Annotated in this window: 12 protein-coding genes, 1 other RNA gene and 1 pseudogene; 8 read left to right on the top strand and 6 right to left on the bottom strand. The window is 54.5% G+C overall.

What is annotated here, in order from left to right; translation table 11 throughout:
* Positions 1 to 147: 147 nt before the first annotated feature.
* Positions 148 to 1,923: a M3 family oligoendopeptidase gene (locus DFP90_RS04070; protein WP_245956952.1), complete on the top strand. Its 1,776-nt coding sequence runs from the start codon at positions 148 to 150 to the stop codon at positions 1,921 to 1,923.
* Positions 1,924 to 1,962: 39 nt separating this feature from the next.
* On the opposite strand, the gene DFP90_RS04065 is transcribed toward DFP90_RS04070, so the two are convergent.
* Together DFP90_RS04065 and DFP90_RS04060 are read right to left on the bottom strand one after the other, a co-directional pair.
* Positions 1,963 to 2,874: a tetratricopeptide repeat protein gene (locus tag DFP90_RS04065; protein ID WP_115935108.1), complete on the bottom strand. Its 912-nt coding sequence runs from the start codon at positions 2,872 to 2,874 to the stop codon at positions 1,963 to 1,965.
* A 192-nt stretch (positions 2,875 to 3,066) separates the two neighbouring features.
* The gene (locus DFP90_RS04060) at positions 3,067 to 4,506 is read right to left on the bottom strand and encodes an aldehyde dehydrogenase family protein (RefSeq protein WP_115935107.1); all 1,440 of its coding nucleotides are present in this window, start codon (positions 4,504 to 4,506) and stop codon (positions 3,067 to 3,069) included.
* Positions 4,507 to 4,909: 403 nt separating this feature from the next.
* Here DFP90_RS04060 and DFP90_RS04055 point away from each other — a divergent pair.
* The 6 genes and pseudogenes from DFP90_RS04055 to DFP90_RS04030 form a co-directional block, all read left to right on the top strand.
* Positions 4,910 to 6,145 (top strand): annotated as a pseudogene (locus tag DFP90_RS04055) (Re/Si-specific NAD(P)(+) transhydrogenase subunit alpha); the annotation flags it as partial.
* 123 nt (positions 6,146 to 6,268) lie between these two features.
* Complete coding sequence (locus tag DFP90_RS04050) at positions 6,269 to 6,685, top strand: NAD(P) transhydrogenase subunit alpha part 2 (RefSeq protein ID WP_115935105.1); 417 nt, start codon at positions 6,269 to 6,271, stop codon at positions 6,683 to 6,685.
* A gap of 22 nt (positions 6,686 to 6,707) precedes the next feature.
* The gene (locus tag DFP90_RS04045; protein WP_115935104.1) at positions 6,708 to 8,102 is read left to right on the top strand and encodes an NAD(P)(+) transhydrogenase (Re/Si-specific) subunit beta; all 1,395 of its coding nucleotides are present in this window, start codon (positions 6,708 to 6,710) and stop codon (positions 8,100 to 8,102) included.
* 153 nt (positions 8,103 to 8,255) lie between these two features.
* Entirely contained in the window at positions 8,256 to 9,473 is a 1,218-nt protein-coding gene (locus tag DFP90_RS04040) for an ABC transporter substrate-binding protein (RefSeq protein ID WP_218044563.1), read from the top strand.
* Positions 9,474 to 11,429: a sensor histidine kinase gene (locus tag DFP90_RS04035; RefSeq protein WP_115935103.1), complete on the top strand. Its 1,956-nt coding sequence runs from the start codon at positions 9,474 to 9,476 to the stop codon at positions 11,427 to 11,429.
* A 381-nt stretch (positions 11,430 to 11,810) separates the two neighbouring features.
* Complete coding sequence (locus DFP90_RS04030) at positions 11,811 to 12,122, top strand: hypothetical protein (protein ID WP_115935102.1); 312 nt, start codon at positions 11,811 to 11,813, stop codon at positions 12,120 to 12,122.
* Positions 12,123 to 12,269: 147 nt separating this feature from the next.
* Here DFP90_RS04030 and DFP90_RS04025 read toward each other — a convergent pair whose 3' ends face one another.
* Entirely contained in the window at positions 12,270 to 12,455 is a 186-nt protein-coding gene (locus DFP90_RS04025; RefSeq protein WP_115935516.1) for a glutathione S-transferase, read from the bottom strand.
* A gap of 285 nt (positions 12,456 to 12,740) precedes the next feature.
* On the opposite strand from DFP90_RS04025, the gene DFP90_RS04020 reads away from it, so the two are divergent.
* Positions 12,741 to 14,507, top strand: a complete 1,767-nt coding sequence (locus DFP90_RS04020; RefSeq protein WP_115935101.1) for a monovalent cation:proton antiporter-2 (CPA2) family protein — start codon at positions 12,741 to 12,743, stop codon at positions 14,505 to 14,507.
* An 8-nt stretch (positions 14,508 to 14,515) separates the two neighbouring features.
* Here DFP90_RS04020 and DFP90_RS04015 read toward each other — a convergent pair whose 3' ends face one another.
* The 3 genes from DFP90_RS04015 to DFP90_RS04005 form a co-directional block, all read right to left on the bottom strand.
* On the bottom strand, positions 14,516 to 15,502 hold the full coding sequence (locus tag DFP90_RS04015; RefSeq protein WP_115935100.1) for a DUF3179 domain-containing protein: 987 nt from the start codon (positions 15,500 to 15,502) through the stop codon (positions 14,516 to 14,518).
* A 78-nt stretch (positions 15,503 to 15,580) separates the two neighbouring features.
* Positions 15,581 to 15,963: RNase P RNA component class A (rnpB, locus tag DFP90_RS04010), an RNA gene on the bottom strand.
* A gap of 93 nt (positions 15,964 to 16,056) precedes the next feature.
* The gene (locus DFP90_RS04005) at positions 16,057 to 16,563 is read right to left on the bottom strand and encodes a bactofilin family protein (RefSeq protein ID WP_181905175.1); all 507 of its coding nucleotides are present in this window, start codon (positions 16,561 to 16,563) and stop codon (positions 16,057 to 16,059) included.
* Positions 16,564 to 16,713: the final 150 nt, after the last annotated feature.

Below are 16,713 nucleotides of genomic sequence, written 5' to 3'. Positions count from 1 at the left end.
TTTTCCTGTCCTGTTTTATTACCCGCTGGCCGGTGCGGCTCCCGATGGTTCGGTTTCTTCGCGCCGGATGCTTGTTCTCTTGTCTGAAACCATTCATATACTTGTCAAAACCGTATGGAGTAAAGACGGATGGGCAAAGAGGTCGTGATGGAAAAAACTTTGGACAATCTGCCGGAATGGGATTTGAGCGATCTCTATCCTGGAATGGACAGCCCCGAGCTGGACCACGATATGGTGCAATCCTTTGAAAAGGCAGAAGAATTTTCATCACGCTATCAAGGTAAGGTTGCAGGGCTGGATGCCGCCGCCCTGGCAAAAGCGATCCGGGAATATGAAAATCTCGATGAAACGCTCTCAAGGGTCATGAGCTATGCCTATCTGGTTTACGCCGGTGACGTGACCGATTCGGAGATCGGGCGGTTTTTCCAGAATTGCCAGGAAAAGGTGAATGATATTTCCAGCCATCTTCTGTTCTTCACCCTGGAGATCAACCGGCTGGATGAAGCCATCCTCAACAGCATGCTGGATGAAGCGGCGGAGCTTGCCCATTATCGCCCCTGGCTGCGTGACGTGCGCGCCTTGCGCGATCATCAGCTGAGTGATGAGCTGGAAAAGCTGCTGCATGAAAAATCGGTCAGTGGTAAAGCGGCCTGGATCCGTTTGTTTGATGAGACATTGGCCTCGCTGCGATTTCCCTGCCAGGGGCGCGAGATGACGGCCACCGAAGCGCTCAACCTGATGCATGATCAGGATGCCACTGTCCGCAAAGAGGCGGCGCAGACCGTCGGCAAAGTGTTGGGAGCCAATATCCGCATCTTCACACATATCACCAACACATTGGCAAAAGACAAGTCGGTTGAGGATAGCTGGCGCGGTTTTGACCGGCCGGTTTCCGCACGCAACCTGTCCAACTATGTGGAAGATGAGGTGGTGGATGCGCTGGTCTCGGCCGTGAAGGATGCCTATCCGCGCCTGTCGCACCGCTATTACCGCCTGAAAGCCAAATGGCTGGGCCAGGAAAGGTTGGATTACTGGGACCGTCTGGCTCCGTTGCCGGATGAGGATGACGGCGTTATTTCCTGGGATCAGGCTCAGGAGACTGTGCTGTCAGCCTATGGTCGCTTTTCTCCGGATTTGGCGGCGATTGGCCAGAAATTTTTCGACAATGCATGGATTGATGTCCCGGCACGACCTGGTAAAGCGTCCGGGGCCTTTGCCCATCCGACTGTGCCTAGCGCACATCCCTATCTTTTGCTCAATTACCAGGGCAAGACCCGCGATGTGATGACCCTGGCCCATGAATTGGGTCATGGGGTGCATCAGGTGCTGGCAGGTGATCAGGGGCATTTGATGTCCGACACGCCTTTGACGCTGGCCGAAACCGCATCCGTCTTCGGCGAGATGTTGACCTTCAAAGGCATGCTGTCCCAGGAGGACGATCCGAAGAAACGCCGGGCCATGCTGGCGGCCAAGGTTGAAGATATGCTCAATACCGTCGTGCGGCAGGTGGCTTTCTTTGATTTTGAGCGCCAGGTGCATGATGCCCGTCTTCAAGGAGAACTGACAGCGGATCAGCTGGGCGATATCTGGATGAAGGTCTCTGAGGAAAGCCTGGGCGATGCCTTATGCTTTGATGAAGGATACCGGACCTTCTGGTCCTATATCCCGCATTTCATCCATTCGCCATTCTATGTCTATGCCTATGCCTTTGGTGATTGTCTGGTGAACAGCCTCTATGCGCTTTATGAAAATGCCGATGAAGGCTTTGTGGAAAAATATTTCGACATGCTGCGCGCCGGCGGCACCCTGCGGCACAAGGAACTGTTGGCGCCTTTCGGCCTGGATGCCTCCGACCCGGCCTTTTGGTCCAAGGGGCTGGATGTGATTGCGGGCTTCATTGATGAGTTGGAAAAGGAAGCCTGATCCGATGAAAGGGGAGTGCTTCCTGTCGCTGCGGAATTCTTAGTTCTTTGCGGGCGGGTTCCAGCGCTCTTCTTCCCGCTTTGCCGCTTCCAATTCTTCTGCTGTCATCTCTGCCTCCAACCGCTTTAGGGCATTGGGGGCTTCCGGGTGGCCTTCAATAGCAGCGATGGTCCACCAGTTATGGGCCTGGATTTTGTCAGCCTTAACGCCAAGGCCGGCATTTGCCATGGTTCCCATTGCAAATAGGGCGTCAACGGAACCTTGCTGGCTGGCGGCGGCAAACCATTTCAATGCAGCGCCGTAGTTTTTTTCAATACCTTTGCCGCTCAGATAGCTGTAACCGATATTATATTGGGCTTCGCGATGCCCCTGCTGCGCGGCTTCCTGGAAAAGGGCGTTGGCCTTTGGGAGATCAATGGCCGTGCCCTTGCCGTGAGCATAGAGCATGGCTAGTTCATATTGCGCATTTGCGTTGCCCCGGTCGGCCGCTGTCTGAAACCAATGGACGGCTTGCTCATAATTCTGATCAGTGCCGATACCATGCAGATAGCTATAGCCGGTGTTGATCTGGGCATGAACTTGGCCTTTACGGGCAGAGGCGAGGAAATATTCTTGGGCCTTTTGCTCATCAGGGCGGCGGCCAATACCCATGGCATAGGAAAGTCCCAGTTCCAGCAGGGCATCTGCTTGTCCCTGTTCAGCCGCTTTTTCCAACCACTCGATTGATTGATCGAAATTCTTCTCAACCCCCTGGCCATGCCGGTATAGAAGCCCCAGGCCGAACTGGGCATCCGGGGAACCGTTTTCTGCCAAAGGGTGCCATATAGCCAGTGCCCGATCAAAATCACCCGCCTGATAGGCTTGGAAACCTTCTGAGGCATCGCGAGCGGTGGCAGTGGATGATAGGAGGTGTGACATCATGAACAAGGCAACGAGCAGCAGGTTTTTCATGAGAAGTTCCCTTTTTGAGCGGGCGGTCTTGATTGGGGTAAGTACTTATTTTGTTCTACTTGAATGCAATATTATGGCGAAATTAAGATTGTTTTTCTCGAATTTGTGGCTGGGGAATGGAGAGGAAACTAAGAGAAAAGGCGGAAACTGAGGAAGTTTCCGCCTTTTTCCTAATTCGTTCACGCACAAGGATCAGTCAATGGCCAGGCCGCTCACCGATTTCACTTCCAGGAAGTCCTCCAGGCCCCAGATGCCGCCTTCGCGGCCGTTGCCGGATTGTTTGTAGCCGCCAAAGGGTGCGCCAGGCCCACGGCCTTTGCCATTGATCTCCACCATGCCGGAACGCAGGCGGCGCGCCACCCGGTTGGCCCTTTCCGCATCAGTGGTCTGGATGTAGTTGGTCAGGCCGTACACCGTGTCATTGGCGATGGCGATGGCTTCCTCTTCGCTGTCGAACGGGATGATCGAGAGGACCGGGCCGAAGATTTCCTCGCGCGCGATGGTCATATCGTTATTAACACCGGCAAAGACGGTCGGTTTGACATAATAGCCATTTTCCAGCCCGTCCGGCTTGCCGGGGCCGCCGGCGACAAGTTCCGCACCTTCTTCAATGCCTTTTTCGATCAGGGCCTGGATCTTGTCATATTGCAGCTGGGAGACGACCGGACCCACATGACGGCCCTCTTCGGAGGCGCGGTTGACCTGGGTGGAGGCTGCGATCTCGCCTGCAATTTTAACCGCCTCGTCATAGCGGGAGCGATGCACCAGCATGCGTGTCGGCGCGTTGCAGGATTGGCCGGTATTGTAGAAACAATGGCGTGCGCCGCGTTTTACCGCATTCTCATCGGCATCTTCAAAGATGATATTGGCACCCTTGCCGCCCAATTCCAGGCTGACGCGCTTGACCGTGTCGGCCGCATTCTTGGTGATGGCAGAGCCGGCGCGTGTGGAGCCGGTGAAGGAGATCATATCCACATCCCGGTGGCCGGACAGTTGGGAACCGACCCCAGGACCATCGCCATTGACCAGGTTAAAGACCCCGGCCGGGAAACCGGCTTCATCCATGAATTCCGCAAACAGCATGGAAGATAGCGGCGCGATCTCGGAGGGTTTCAACACCACAGTGCAGCCGACGGCTACAGCGGGTACCACTTTTAGTGTCACTTGATTCATCGGCCAGTTCCACGGTGTGATCAGACCGCAAACCCCGATCGGCTCCATCAGGATTTTATTGTCCGGGGCATGGTCACCGAGCGTTTTCTCGAAGGTGAAATTCTTGAATGCCCGGATAAAGTTGCGGATGTGATAGCTGCCGGATCCGGCCTGATCCTCGCGGGACATGGAAATCGGCGCACCCATTTCCAGCGAGATTGCTTCGCCCATCTCATCATTGCGACGCTCATAAATGTCGGCCAGCTTCTCAATCAGGGCCAGGCGCTCTTCAGCCGGGGTCTGGCTCCAGCTGTCAAAGGCCGCGCGGGCGGCCACAACGGCGGCATCGGTATCTGGTTGGTCGCCCAGAGAAATAACGGCGCATACTTCTTCCGTGGAGGGGTTGATCACATCCAGGTCGCGCGGCGTTTGCGGCTTGACCCATTTCCCGTTGATGTAAAAGTCGCGTTTTTCAATCATGTCTCTAAATTCCCGTTTCTCTTGGCCGCACGATCTTCAGCTGCGCACGGATTTCCAGTCTGCTTCCTGAGGTAATGCTCAAAATGGCTCCATGCAAGTGCCGGTCTGGATCAATTTATCAAGCCAATTGGCTCTATGTGATCACATTTGTGCGCTGCCATAATAATATTGCGACTGAATGGATCGGTAGTGACATGATTCCTGTGTGATTTTGCCGCACCGCCAAAAATTCACTGTGGAACCCTATTCAAAGAGGAAAATCAGTGTATAACAGTCGTCCGGGGTTTTGCGGAGACCTGGTGCGCGAACTGTATGAAAAAGACGGGCGGCACCCTATTGCGTGTAAAATGTTGTGTTGTGATAATGCAATGCAACAAAGATTGAACAGTGGGGCTTATATTTTATGAAGATCGCCATTCTCAAGGAACGGCGGCCGCATGAGAAACGTGTGGCTGCGTCACCTGAATCTGTCTCGAAATTCATCTCGCTTGGCGCCTCGGTCATTGTGGAAACAGGGGCCGGAGATGCGGCCAGCCTGTCGGACGACATCTTTGTCCAGGCCGGTGCCAGCATCGCCAAGACCGCAGCCGAAACCTGTAAGGGGGCCGATATTGTCCTGAAGGTGCAGCGGCCTATGACGGCGGCGGAAGGCCATGACGAGATCGCTTTATTCTCCAAGGGCCAGTCTCTGGCTTGTGTCGCCAATGCCCTGACCGAAGGGGATCTGGTTGGCCAGCTGGCGGAAAAGGGGGTGTCTCTGTTTGCCATGGAACTGGTGCCGCGCATCAGCCGGGCACAAAGCATGGACGTGCTCTCCTCCCAGGCGAACCTGTCTGGCTATAAAGCGGTGTTGGATGCCCAGGAGCATTTTGGCCGCGCCATGCCGCTGATGATGACCGCAGCCGGCACCATCAAACCGGCCAAGGTTTTCATCATGGGGGTCGGTGTTGCCGGCCTGCAGGCCATCGCGACCGCCAAACGGTTGGGAGCCGTTGTCAGCGCGACCGATGTTCGCCCGGCTACCGAAGAGCAGGTCCAAAGTCTGGGCGGCGAATTTGTCGCGGTTAAGGATGAGGAATTCCTCCAGGCGCAGACCGACGGCGGATATGCCAAGGAAATGTCCGACGGTTACAAAAAGAAACAGGCGGAATTGATCGCCAAGACCATTGCCCAGCAGGATATCGTGATCACCACGGCCCTGATCCCGGGCCGACCGGCACCGGTTCTTGTGACCGAGGATATGTTGAAAAGCATGAAGCCCGGTTCCGTGATTGTCGATTTGGCGGTTGAGGCCGGTGGCAACTGTCCCCTGAGTGAGTTTGGCAAAGTGGTTACAAAGCATGGGGTGACCCTGATCGGCCATGCCAATGTGCCGAGCCGCCTGGCGGAAACCGCCAGCCAGCTGTTTGCCAAAAACTTGCTGAATTTCCTGACACCGATGATCGATCAGGAAAAAGGGCAGCTGACCTTTGATATGGAAGATGAGGTTGTCACGGGCTCGCTGGTCACCCGGGACGGTGCCATTGTGAATGCGCGGGTCAAGGATGCAGTCGGATCGGCGCCGGCAAAGGCTGGCAAAACGGTAAAACCGGCAGCCACAGAAGCGCCGAAGGCGGCTGCGAAGAAAACAGCGGCGAAAAAGGCCTCCGCCAAAAAAGCCTCGGCAAAGAAAGCCGCGGCAAAGAAATCGGCGGCGAAAAAGACATCCGCCAAGAAGGCTGCGGCCAAAAAATCCGCGCCGAAGAAAGGGGAGTAAAGCCCGATGGAAAAACAGGAACTGATTGAAAAGGCGGAAAATCTGGCCAACCAGGCGAAAGAACTGGCTGAGGCCGTTGCCGCACAGTCCACAGAGATCGTCCCGGCCGTTGCCCAGGCAGCGGAAGCCAGTGGCGGCACGCCCTTTATCTATCTTTTCACCGCCTTCGTGCTGGCCTGCTTTGTGGGCTATTACGTGGTCTGGTCGGTGACACCGGCCTTGCATTCGCCCCTGATGGGCGTCACCAACGCCATTTCCTCCGTGATCATTGTCGGCGCACTGATTGCAGCGGGTCCTGCGGATATGAACCTGTCCAAGATCTTCGGCTTCATTGCTGTGGTCCTGGCCAGCGTGAATATCTTTGGCGGCTTCGTTGTGACCAACCGAATGCTTTCGATGTTCAAGAAGAAACCCAAAGCCTGATTAGGGAAGGGGGAAAGAACCCATGGAAAATCTATCAGCCTTCGCCTATCTGGCAGCGGCGATTTGCTTCATTATGGCCTTGAGGGGCCTGTCTTCACCGGAAACAGCGAGGCGCGGTAACATGCTGGGCATCATCGGGATGGTGATTGCCGTGTTGACCACGCTGGCCATGCCCAATGTGCTCTCTTACGAATTGATCCTGGCGGGGATCGTGATCGGTGGCGGGATCGGCACCGTGATTGCCCGCAAAATTGAGATGACGGCCCTGCCGCAACTTGTGGCGGCCTTCCATTCCCTGGTCGGTGCGGCCGCGGTTTTTGTTGCAGGCGCTGCCTTCTATGCACCGGAAGCCTATAATATTGGCGAAAGTGGTAACATCGCGGTAGCCAGCTTGCTGGAAATGGGGCTGGGAACGGCCATTGGTGCCATCACCTTCTCCGGTTCCCTGGTTGCCTTTGGCAAGCTGCAGGGCATTTTCCGCTCGGCGCCTGTGACCTTTGCCGGCCAGCATAAGCTGAATGCATTGCTGGGTCTCCTTATGGCGGTATTGCTGGTCTGGTTCTGCATGGACCAGAACCCCAGCACATTCTGGATGATTGTCATTCTGGCAACCGTTCTGGGCTTCCTGCTGATCATCCCGATTGGTGGTGCGGATATGCCCGTGGTGGTTTCCATGCTGAACAGTTATTCCGGCTGGGCGGCCTGCGGCATCGGCTTCACGCTTGCCAATACGGCTTTGATCGTGACCGGGGCCTTGGTTGGCGCATCTGGTGCGATCCTCTCTTATATCATGTGTAAGGGGATGAACCGGTCGATTATCAATGTGATCCTGGGCGGTTTTGGTGGTGAAGACAGTTCTGCCGGTGGGGCTGGCGGCCAGGTCGAGGACCGGCCGGTCAAATCCGGTTCTGCGGCGGATGCGGCCTTCATCATGAAAAATGCCAGCTCTGTCATCATCGTGCCGGGATACGGCATGGCGGTGGCTCAGGCCCAGCATGCATTACGCGAGATGGCGGATCTGCTGAAGGAAGAGGGCGTCAAGGTGCGGTATGCGATCCACCCGGTGGCGGGACGCATGCCGGGCCATATGAATGTGCTGCTCGCGGAAGCCAGCGTGCCTTATGACGAGGTCCTGGAATTGGAAGAGATCAACCGTGACTTTGCCCAGACCGAGGTTGTTTTTGTCATCGGCGCGAATGATGTGACCAATCCGGCGGCCAAGACAGACAAGGCAAGCCCGATCTACGGGATGCCGATCCTGGATGTGGAAAAGGCGCAGCAGGTCTTGTTCGTCAAACGCGGCATGGCCGCAGGCTATGCCGGTGTACAGAACGAATTGTTCTTCCGGGATAACACCATGATGCTGTTCGGCGATGCTAAACATATGTGCGAAGGCATCGTGAAGGCGATGGAATAACCGTACGATCAAACGGTTCTAGTCCAAGGGCGGGGAGGGTAACTTTCCCGCCCTTTAATTTATTCTTGCTAAAAGAAAATTAACAACTCCTCCCCTAGGTTGGAAGGCGGGTAAGAACCGGTTTTGGTGCCGGTCGCGATGCGGAGAGGAGCGATGCGTCTGCCAAATTTATCCGCATGCCGCAGCGGGGCAATGATTTGGGTTGCCATCCTGGCCGTGATTTTTTGCGGGGCCAGTCGATCTTTTGCGACTGAACCCTATCTGTTGGGCATGTCCACGGCCCTGACCGGTCCGGCGTCGGAACTGGGGCAGAATATGATGTTGGGGGTCAATGTCCGGCTTGCACGACGGAATGCGGACCACGGCATTCATAACAGGCTGGTTGCTCTGAAAGTCCTGGATGATGGTTATGAGCCATCAAGAACGGCACCCAATATGCGTCAGTTGATCGAGCAGGATCAGGTGCTTGCCGTGATTGGCAATGTCGGCACGCCTACCGCTATTGCCGCCCTGCCGATTGCCAATGAAGAAAGAACGCTCTTCTTTGCTCCCTTTACAGGTGCGGGCGCATTGCGGCGGGGGCCGCCGGATCGCTATGTCATCAATTACCGGGCAAGTTATGTGGAAGAAATGGCGGCCATGGTGGATGCCCTTATTACCCATGGCGGTCTGGTTCCGGAGGATATTGCCTTTTTCACTCAACGGGACGGTTATGGCGATGCGGGATATGCTGGCGGGATTGCCGCATTAAGGCGGCATGGCCTTGCCGATGACACGGCGATCATTCACGCGCGCTATGAGCGCAATACCCTCGCTGTTGAAAACGCTTTGGCGGATATGCTGGTGGCAGAGCGTCTGCCGAAGGCGGTGATTCTTGTCGGAGCCTATGGTCCAAGCGCCCGTTTCATGCGGCTGGCTCGACAAAACGGTGTTTCCTCCTTGATGCTGAATATTTCCTTTGTGGGAGGGGCGCCGCTGGCCAATGCGCTGGAGGGAGAGGTCGATGGCGTGGTTGTCACCCAGGTCGTGCCGCATCCAAACGATACCTCTTTGCCGATTGTCAGGGAATATCGTGAGGATATGGCCATCTACGCACCGTCGGCAGAACTCTCCTTTGGCAGTCTGGAAGGGTACATCGCCGCCAAAATCCTTTTGCGCGCTATGGCGGGTGCATCTGATCCCCTGACCAGGGAAGGGCTTGTAGAGGCCGTGGAGGGGTTGGGGCGTTTTGATATCGGCCTCGGTTTTCCCCTCGAGTTCAGCAGGCAGGAGCATCAAGCAAGCCACCGGATCTGGCCTACCATTTTGAAGGATGGTGAATTTCAACCATTTCGATGGGATCAGATCCACCTATATCTGGGGAAGGGCTGAATGGCCATGGGGGATCACCGGGAGTCAAAACGGATTATCCGGCTGTTGTGGATTTTGGTCGGCCTGACCCTGGCTATCGCGATTGTTGTCAATTTTGCGCTAGGCTGGGGAATCCTCAATCAACGCGACAGCCAGCGAAGAATATTTCAGGAGAAAATAACCCTTGCGGATCGGGAGGCTGAGATCCGTAAATTCCAGGGACTGAATGTCAGCACTGTCAGAATAACCTTGGACCCGAACCGGAATATGGAAGGGGCTTCGGGGCTTCAATTCAGCGCCTCCCTTAAACATGCCATTGATGTCCTGTTAAACACCTTTCCAGAAGAGAAAAAGGATGGGCATGGAGCAACGTTGGTTCAAATGGCGCTTGAATTGGAAAAGCTTACGCAAAAATCAATTGCCTGGCGCCGGTCATTTGAGCGGGTATATGCGGATGTTTCCTTGGAGAAAACGCTGGAAAGGGCCCGGGGCCATTTTTTTACGGTCCATGAGGAAATCAGCCGTTTGACCGGGCGCGAGAGATTGCGGGCTGCACAGGAATTGCGCCGTTTTGATGAGGCACCGGAACGGTTCCGTGACAGTTTGGCCAATTCGGTCATCCTGACGCATCGCAATATGCTGAAAAGCTTCATTGCTGATTTCCAACGCGAGATGGCTGATTTGCAGCGCTTGGTTGAAATATTGGGAAAAGAAACCTCCCATGATCGCCTGTCCGATATTCGGGATAACCAGTTGAAACCGAATTTTGAGCGACTGGATCGGGATAATCGTTTGCTTGCAAAGGTAAATCCGGAAAGCGCACGGATTGTTCAGGCAGAGTTGGAAGCTCTGCGAACCGCCCTGTTCGGAATTGGTTATGTGATTGATCAAGATCATCAAACGATCCAAATGGGTGAAGGCGGTTTGTATAATTTACGCCGTTCCTATCTGGATCTGGTGCATGAAGAAAGGGAGATGGAAAGAGAACTGGACCTGTTGGTCCTGGGATTTGAACAAGATTTTTCTTTGTTGCTTCAGGATGTGCAGGGGCGTTTGGAAGATCGTGAAAACCGGCTTCAGGGAGATCTCTCTGAAACCTGGCTTTATGTTTTCCTGCTTAGCATGGTGGGGGTGGTGTTTTTCCTTTTCCTGATCGGGCTAATCTTCCGGGGTATCTCACAACAGGTCGATTTGCTGGCTAAACTGCGCCGAGAAGCGGAAACCTCCAATGAAGTGAAAGGTAAATTCCTCGCGTCCATGAGTCATGAGCTCAGGACACCACTAAACGCAATCATTGGTTTTTCCGAAATGATGCGCCAAAAGGCTTTTGGCCCGCTCGGATCCTCCAAATATGTGGAATATGTAGAGGATATTCATCTCTCAGGCCGCCATCTATTGGAGATTATTGACGATATTCTTGATGTTTCCTCTATTGAAGCTGGCAAGTTTGAGATCACCGAAACGGAATTTGACCTAGCGGCTGCCGTTAATGATGCCTTGCAGATGGTTCTGATACAGGCGCGAGAGGCGGGAATCATCCTGCGCAATGACATGGTTGAAGAGGCATTACCCATCTATGCCGATCAGCGTCTGATACGGCAGATTATCGTCAATCTGCTCAGTAATGCGGTGAAATTCACGCAAGATGGCGGTGTGGTTAGTGTCGGGTTCGAGCGTTTGCCGGATGGCGGCTTCATTTTGCAGGTTACAGATACCGGTATCGGCATGGATGAAGATGGTATCGCCACTGCACTGACACCATTTGGCATGGTTCAAAACGCCTATGATAGCCGCCATAGGGGGACTGGGCTTGGTTTGCCGTTGGCCAAGAACATGATGGAACTGCACGGCGGCCGTCTGGAGGTACAAAGCGAGCCAGGGGCCGGCACCCAGGTTACTCTGGTCTTTCCGGCTTTCCGGTTACTGCAATCTACTGGGGCGATAGAAGGCTCGGTGACGGCGCCGTCGTCGCAGTGAAGCCGTTTTTGACCGCCTGGACCGATCGCAACGCTAGAAGGCTGAAATGGGCAAAGCAATTGAAAAAAAACATAGAATTCTAATCAGTTTAAGAATCTAAAAATTATTCCAAGTGAGATTTCCTCATTCGTAAAGTTTTAATTAACTAAAAAATTGCCTTTTGTTAGTAATCATTTGTTAACAAACGCATTAGGATCATATTAACAAAATTGTGCTAATTTAAATATTACGATAAATAGCTTCTAGTAATTAAAATGATATTTATATCATTCATAAAAATTCAAAGAACTATTTCGTATTTATCAAGGTGAGTTGACATGATTATTGTGCGCTCACAGGCAGAAAACTAACCGATCAGAATGATCTGAGAAGGAGGACGACATGAAGAAAGGCCTGTTTCTAGGTGCCGTATTCGGTCTTATGTGCGCCGTCGCCTCCCCTGCGTCTTCGCAAAATATCTGTGGGCCGCACGAGGAAATCGTCAAGCGACTGGAAAGTGGGTATCAGGAGAAACGCGCCGGTGTTGGCTTGGCGGGTAATGGTACCTTGGTGGAATTGTTCATTTCCAAGGATAAGGGAACATGGACATTCATGTATACCCGCCCGGATGGCGTAACATGCCTGATGGCCGCTGGTGGCGATTGGGAGCGGATAGAAGATCCGGTCGCCGTGACGGAAGAATTTGATTCCTGATTACACCCGCACGGTGACCTCTGTCATCAGACGGGCTTAGCAATCAGAATCGATTGAAAATCTGTGGTTGTGTCAGGGAAGGATGGGCGCTGACACAACCGGTCTTGAAAACGATCTAAAGATATCTTCTGAAATTTTGCGAAGGTCTCACGCGCTTCGCCCATTGGCGGCAAGCCGGAAATGATCAATTGCTTTGGCAAATTTATCCCGACAGCCGGGATTGCAGAAACCGACGATCTGCTCCCCGAGTCGGGTCAAGGAATCTGCTTTGACCGGCTTGCCGGACCAGGGGCAGGTGTCATTGATGCAGTCTTCGATATTCAGTTCTGGCATGATTGTTCTCCGGTATCTATTGAAGCTGGAACCAGAAAATATCCAATCCGGCATCATTGTGAATGACAGAAAGCCCTCAAATCCTGCCAGAAGAGGGGGCCAAAGATGATTGATCATCGGCAATGTCTGGGGATGTGTTTAAAAGTGGAGAAGCACTGCCGAGGCATGAATATCAAATTGAGTTGTTAACATAAATTAACAAAGACAATAACTTAACATCTTTTCAGTGCGCCCCGATTCGGCTATTCTAAAAGCCTCCCCGGGCTCCTTCGGCAGTATTGATTCATGAATGAACATATCAGCTTGGTCTATGGCTTGATCATCCTCGCAGGAGCGATTTTGATCGTGCCGTTGTTCAAGCGTCTCCGGCTTTCACCGATACTCGGCTATTTGGTCGCCGGCATGCTGATCGGTCCCCATGGCTTTGACCTGGTGCCCAAAGGGCATGTGATCGAGATTCTGGCCGAATTCGGTGTCTTGTTCCTGCTCTTCATGATCGGTCTGGAGTTGCCAATTGACCGGCTGCGGGCCATGCGGCGCTATGTTTTCGGCCTGGGGTCGGCGCAGGTGCTGGTGACTGCCTTCATCATTTTCGTAGTGTCGATCAATCTGGGGCTGGATATATCTGCAGCGATTGTGATCGGCTTTGGCCTGGCCTTGTCGTCAACGGCCACAGTTCTTGGAGAATTGTCTGAGCGCGGAGAATTGGTCCAGCGTTTTGGCAGGGTCTCGTTGGCGGTGCTCTTGATGCAGGATCTGGCGGTGGCGCCTCTGTTGGCGATGATCCCCTTGCTGGGCGATGATATCCCCAACAGCCAGGCGTTGATCCTGAAAGCCGTGCAGGGGCTTGCGGCGCTGGGTTTTGTGGCTTTGCTGGGCCGCTATGTGTTTCGTCCGCTATTTGCAGTGGTGGTATCGGTAAAAATGCCGGAGCTTTTCACCGCGACCAGCCTGTTTTTGGTGATTGGCACCAGTTTCCTGACGGCCGCTGCCGGGCTTTCCATGGCGTTGGGGGCGTTTCTCGCGGGCATATTGATGGCGGATTCCGAATATCGACATCAAGTGGAGGCGGATATTTCACCGTTCCGCGGATTGTTCCTGGGGCTTTTCTTCATGACGGTCGGCATGATCGTGGATGGCGGCTTGATCTTTGATCATGGTGCATTGATCATGTCGTTGCTGGTGGCGCTGTTGGTGGGCAAAGCCCTGATTATGGCCTTTTGTGCAAGGCTGTTTGGCCTGCGTTGGTCAGTGGCAAGCCGCGCCGGTATCACACTGGCTCAGGGCGGCGAGTTTGCTTTTGTGCTGATCGGGTTGGCGGTCAATGAAGGCGTCCTGCAAGGTGAAATCGAGCAAATCGTCTTCCTTGTTGTGGTGATGGGGATTGTGGCAACACCTTTCCTGATTTCATTGGGCGAGAAGGTCTCGCTCTGGTTCAAGGAAAAGGAAGAGCCGGAAGCCCCCATGCTCGAAGATGAGACCCTCGATCTTCGTAATCATGTGGTGATTGCGGGGTTTGGTCGGGTTGGTCAGACAGTGGCGGATTTGCTGGCGGAAATGCATATTCCCTATGTAGCGCTGGAATTAGACCGGGCGTTGGTTGCCGAAGGTCGGCGGCGCAATCTGCCGGTCTATTATGGTAACGCGGGCAATGCCCATGTGCTGGCGGCAGCGGGGATTGGTCGCGCGAAGGCTGCGGTGATCACGCTGGACCAGCATAAGGCGGCGGAGGTTCTGGTGACTGTGTTGCATCAACGCTGGCCCGATTTGCCAATCTATGCCCGTGCGCGCGATCTGGCCAACAGCGAGCGGCTTGAGCGGCTTGGCGCGGCTGAGGCAATCCCTGAAACTATTGAGGCCAGTCTGAGGCTGGGCGCGCGCGTGCTGCGCTCCATCGGGATCCCGCGCGAGCAGGTGCAACAACAGCTTGAATTGATGAGTGCGAATGATTATCGCCTGCTGCGTGAGCATGTTCAGGCAGTGGAAAAAGATGGTCAGCCGGAGCCGCCTGCGGCGGAAAAACGTAACGTGGCCAGCCAGGAAGCTGATTGAGTGCCATTCTAGGGCAGTGTGTGGATCGGTGCATCCGGCCTAAAGGCGTGAAAGGCAAAGGCGAAATCCACGAAATAGACCACATCCTGGCCATCTTTCCGGGCGGTGACCGTGCCCACATCGCGTCCTTCGGCAATGCGGCCGTGATCCAACGCTGAATTTTGGCCCGCTTGCCAGCTGAGAACTGTTCCATCAGAGGTGATAATGCTGCCTTTTTCCCTGAGCAACGCCAGGGACCAGGCCTCTTCTTTCCCGGCAAGGGAGATCACCCTTTGCAAAGCGTCGATATCTTTCGGCAGTTCGCCGTCATAAAGAAACGGATAACCGCTGTCATAGCCGCGATAGGGGTTTGAACCATAGGCCCTCATGCGGGAATTGTTTGGGATCAAAATCTGCGCGCTTTGGTCGGTTCGTTGTCGGAAACTGGCGAGACTTTCCAGCCGGGCGGGGAGCACTTCCAACCGCTTGCCGGTCAGGGTCCCGACAATGGCTTCGCCGGTGAATTGCTGCCACCAGCTTTCAGTCTGCCGGTCCCACATAACCAGGTCCGAATTGCGCAATTTGCCGGTTGTGCCGAAATCCAATGTCATTCCGTCAATCCTGCGGTCAAAGACAATCGCAGCGTTACAGAGCGGGCAGAAAGTGACGGCAATCGGCACCTCACCGATCCGGTCATTCACAATTTCATGCCACATCAAAATCCTGATCGGATAGGCCCGTGCGATACCATCCATTACCAGCCCGATCACCGGTTCGGTATCCTCGATATCGGTTACGTCGGCGATGGGCTTAAAAACAGGATGGTCGATCGGGGGGATGCCGTCTTTCGGCGGGCCGCCGGATTTGATCTCACCAAAATCCACGCTGGTTTTCGAGAAATCCGTTTGCGGCCATTCCCGCTGCCAGCGCTCGGGGGAGGCCAGAGCCGGTGCCATGAAACAGCTGAAAATAACCGCCAGGAGGAGGGATTGAAAATGTCGTTTGGGCTTTTGCATAGCCTATCATTGCGGGAAGATCGATCACAGCCAAATCAAGGCTGTGTGAAGACTTAGAGCTCGATGGGACGGGAATAGTCGATCAGATGGCCTGTAAGCCGGGTTCTGTCCACGCCTAAGCGTTGGATGGCCATTCATCTTGGGCTGCCGTCGCCGACAACCTCCTGCAACCTACCCGGACGGTGGCGTGAAAACCCGCCTGCCGGCCTTACCCGGCGACCATCCCTATTCGGTTTTGCTCCCGGTGGGGTTTACCATGCCCGCCCTGTCGCCAGGCCGGCGGTGCGCTCTTACCGCACCCTTTCACCCTTACTCCGCAACAGCGAAGCGGTTTGCTTTCTGTGGCACTTTCCCTAGGGTTGCCCCCGCCAGGCGTTACCTGGCACCGTGTTCCCATGGAGCCCGGACTTTCCTCGAACCCGCTGGTTTCCCGTGCGGGCCGCGGCCATCCAGCCATCTGATCGCGCCTGTAATAGGCGCACAAGCGTGGGAAATCAATAGCAGAGCGTGGAGAGACGGTGGAATTGCCCGCAGAAATATCTGTGGGATAATCCTTATTCCGCCGCTGGCAGTTTCTGTCCACTGCCGTTGGAACTGCCCGCGGGGGCGGGTTTAGCCGATGGACTGCCAAGAGCGGCAGACATGGGCGCGCGTGGCGGCATTTCCTTTTGATTGTCCAGCAGTTTTGCACCGACCTGCGCCTTTTCCTGAAGTTTGCGGCTATAGCGGCCTTCGACTTTAGCCCCGGCAGCAACTTCGAGAATTTCGTGATAGACGTCTCCGGTGACATGGGCGGTATTGTGCAAAACGACCTGCTTGGCACGGATTTCGCCCTGGACAGAGCCTTTGACAACAACTCTTTGAGCGCGGATTTTGCCTTCCATGCGGCCGGTTTCACCAATGGTCAGGGTTCGGCATCGGATCGAGCCATTATATTGGCCCTGCAGCAGCACATCGCCGTCACCGGAAAACTCTCCGGCAAGCTGCATGCCCTTGGCGATCACGGACCCTGGATCGGACTTTGCCGGAGCAGGATCCTTGTTGTCTGACGAACCGAACAACCTTTCCTCCATGAGATCGTGCAGCCGGAATGATCACGGCTGTCCCCTTCACCGAGAGGCATGCTACGCCATGTAGATGTTGAGCACAACTGATTCCTCCGGGCTGTCAAGACCGGAGGAAGGTATCTATCGAATTGTCGGGTTGGAAAG

The organism is Aestuariispira insulae (genome assembly GCF_003385955.1).
Classification (GTDB): Bacteria; Pseudomonadota; Alphaproteobacteria; order UBA8366; family Aestuariispiraceae; genus Aestuariispira; species Aestuariispira insulae.
The sequence above is the reverse complement of the archived record's forward strand: the minus strand, read 5'-3'. Positions and strand labels throughout refer to the sequence as shown.

Bases quoted from the DNA above. Each gene is read 5' to 3' on its own strand.
- DFP90_RS04045 (WP_115935104.1), top strand. From the start codon at position 6,708: ATGGAAAATCTATCAGCCTTCGCCTATCTGGCAGCGGCGATTTGCTTC.
- DFP90_RS04015 (WP_115935100.1), bottom strand. From the start codon at position 15,502: ATGCAAAAGCCCAAACGACATTTTCAATCCCTCCTCCTGGCGGTTATT.
- DFP90_RS04040 (WP_218044563.1), top strand. From the start codon at position 8,256: ATGCGTCTGCCAAATTTATCCGCATGCCGCAGCGGGGCAATGATTTGG.
- DFP90_RS04020 (WP_115935101.1), top strand. From the start codon at position 12,741: ATGAATGAACATATCAGCTTGGTCTATGGCTTGATCATCCTCGCAGGA.
- DFP90_RS04035 (WP_115935103.1), top strand. From the start codon at position 9,474: ATGGCCATGGGGGATCACCGGGAGTCAAAACGGATTATCCGGCTGTTG.
- DFP90_RS04050 (WP_115935105.1), top strand. From the start codon at position 6,269: ATGGAAAAACAGGAACTGATTGAAAAGGCGGAAAATCTGGCCAACCAG.
- DFP90_RS04070 (WP_245956952.1), top strand. From the start codon at position 148: ATGGAAAAAACTTTGGACAATCTGCCGGAATGGGATTTGAGCGATCTC.
- DFP90_RS04025 (WP_115935516.1), bottom strand. From the start codon at position 12,455: ATGCCAGAACTGAATATCGAAGACTGCATCAATGACACCTGCCCCTGG.
- DFP90_RS04030 (WP_115935102.1), top strand. From the start codon at position 11,811: ATGAAGAAAGGCCTGTTTCTAGGTGCCGTATTCGGTCTTATGTGCGCC.
- DFP90_RS04065 (WP_115935108.1), bottom strand. From the start codon at position 2,874: ATGAAAAACCTGCTGCTCGTTGCCTTGTTCATGATGTCACACCTCCTA.
- DFP90_RS04060 (WP_115935107.1), bottom strand. From the start codon at position 4,506: ATGATTGAAAAACGCGACTTTTACATCAACGGGAAATGGGTCAAGCCG.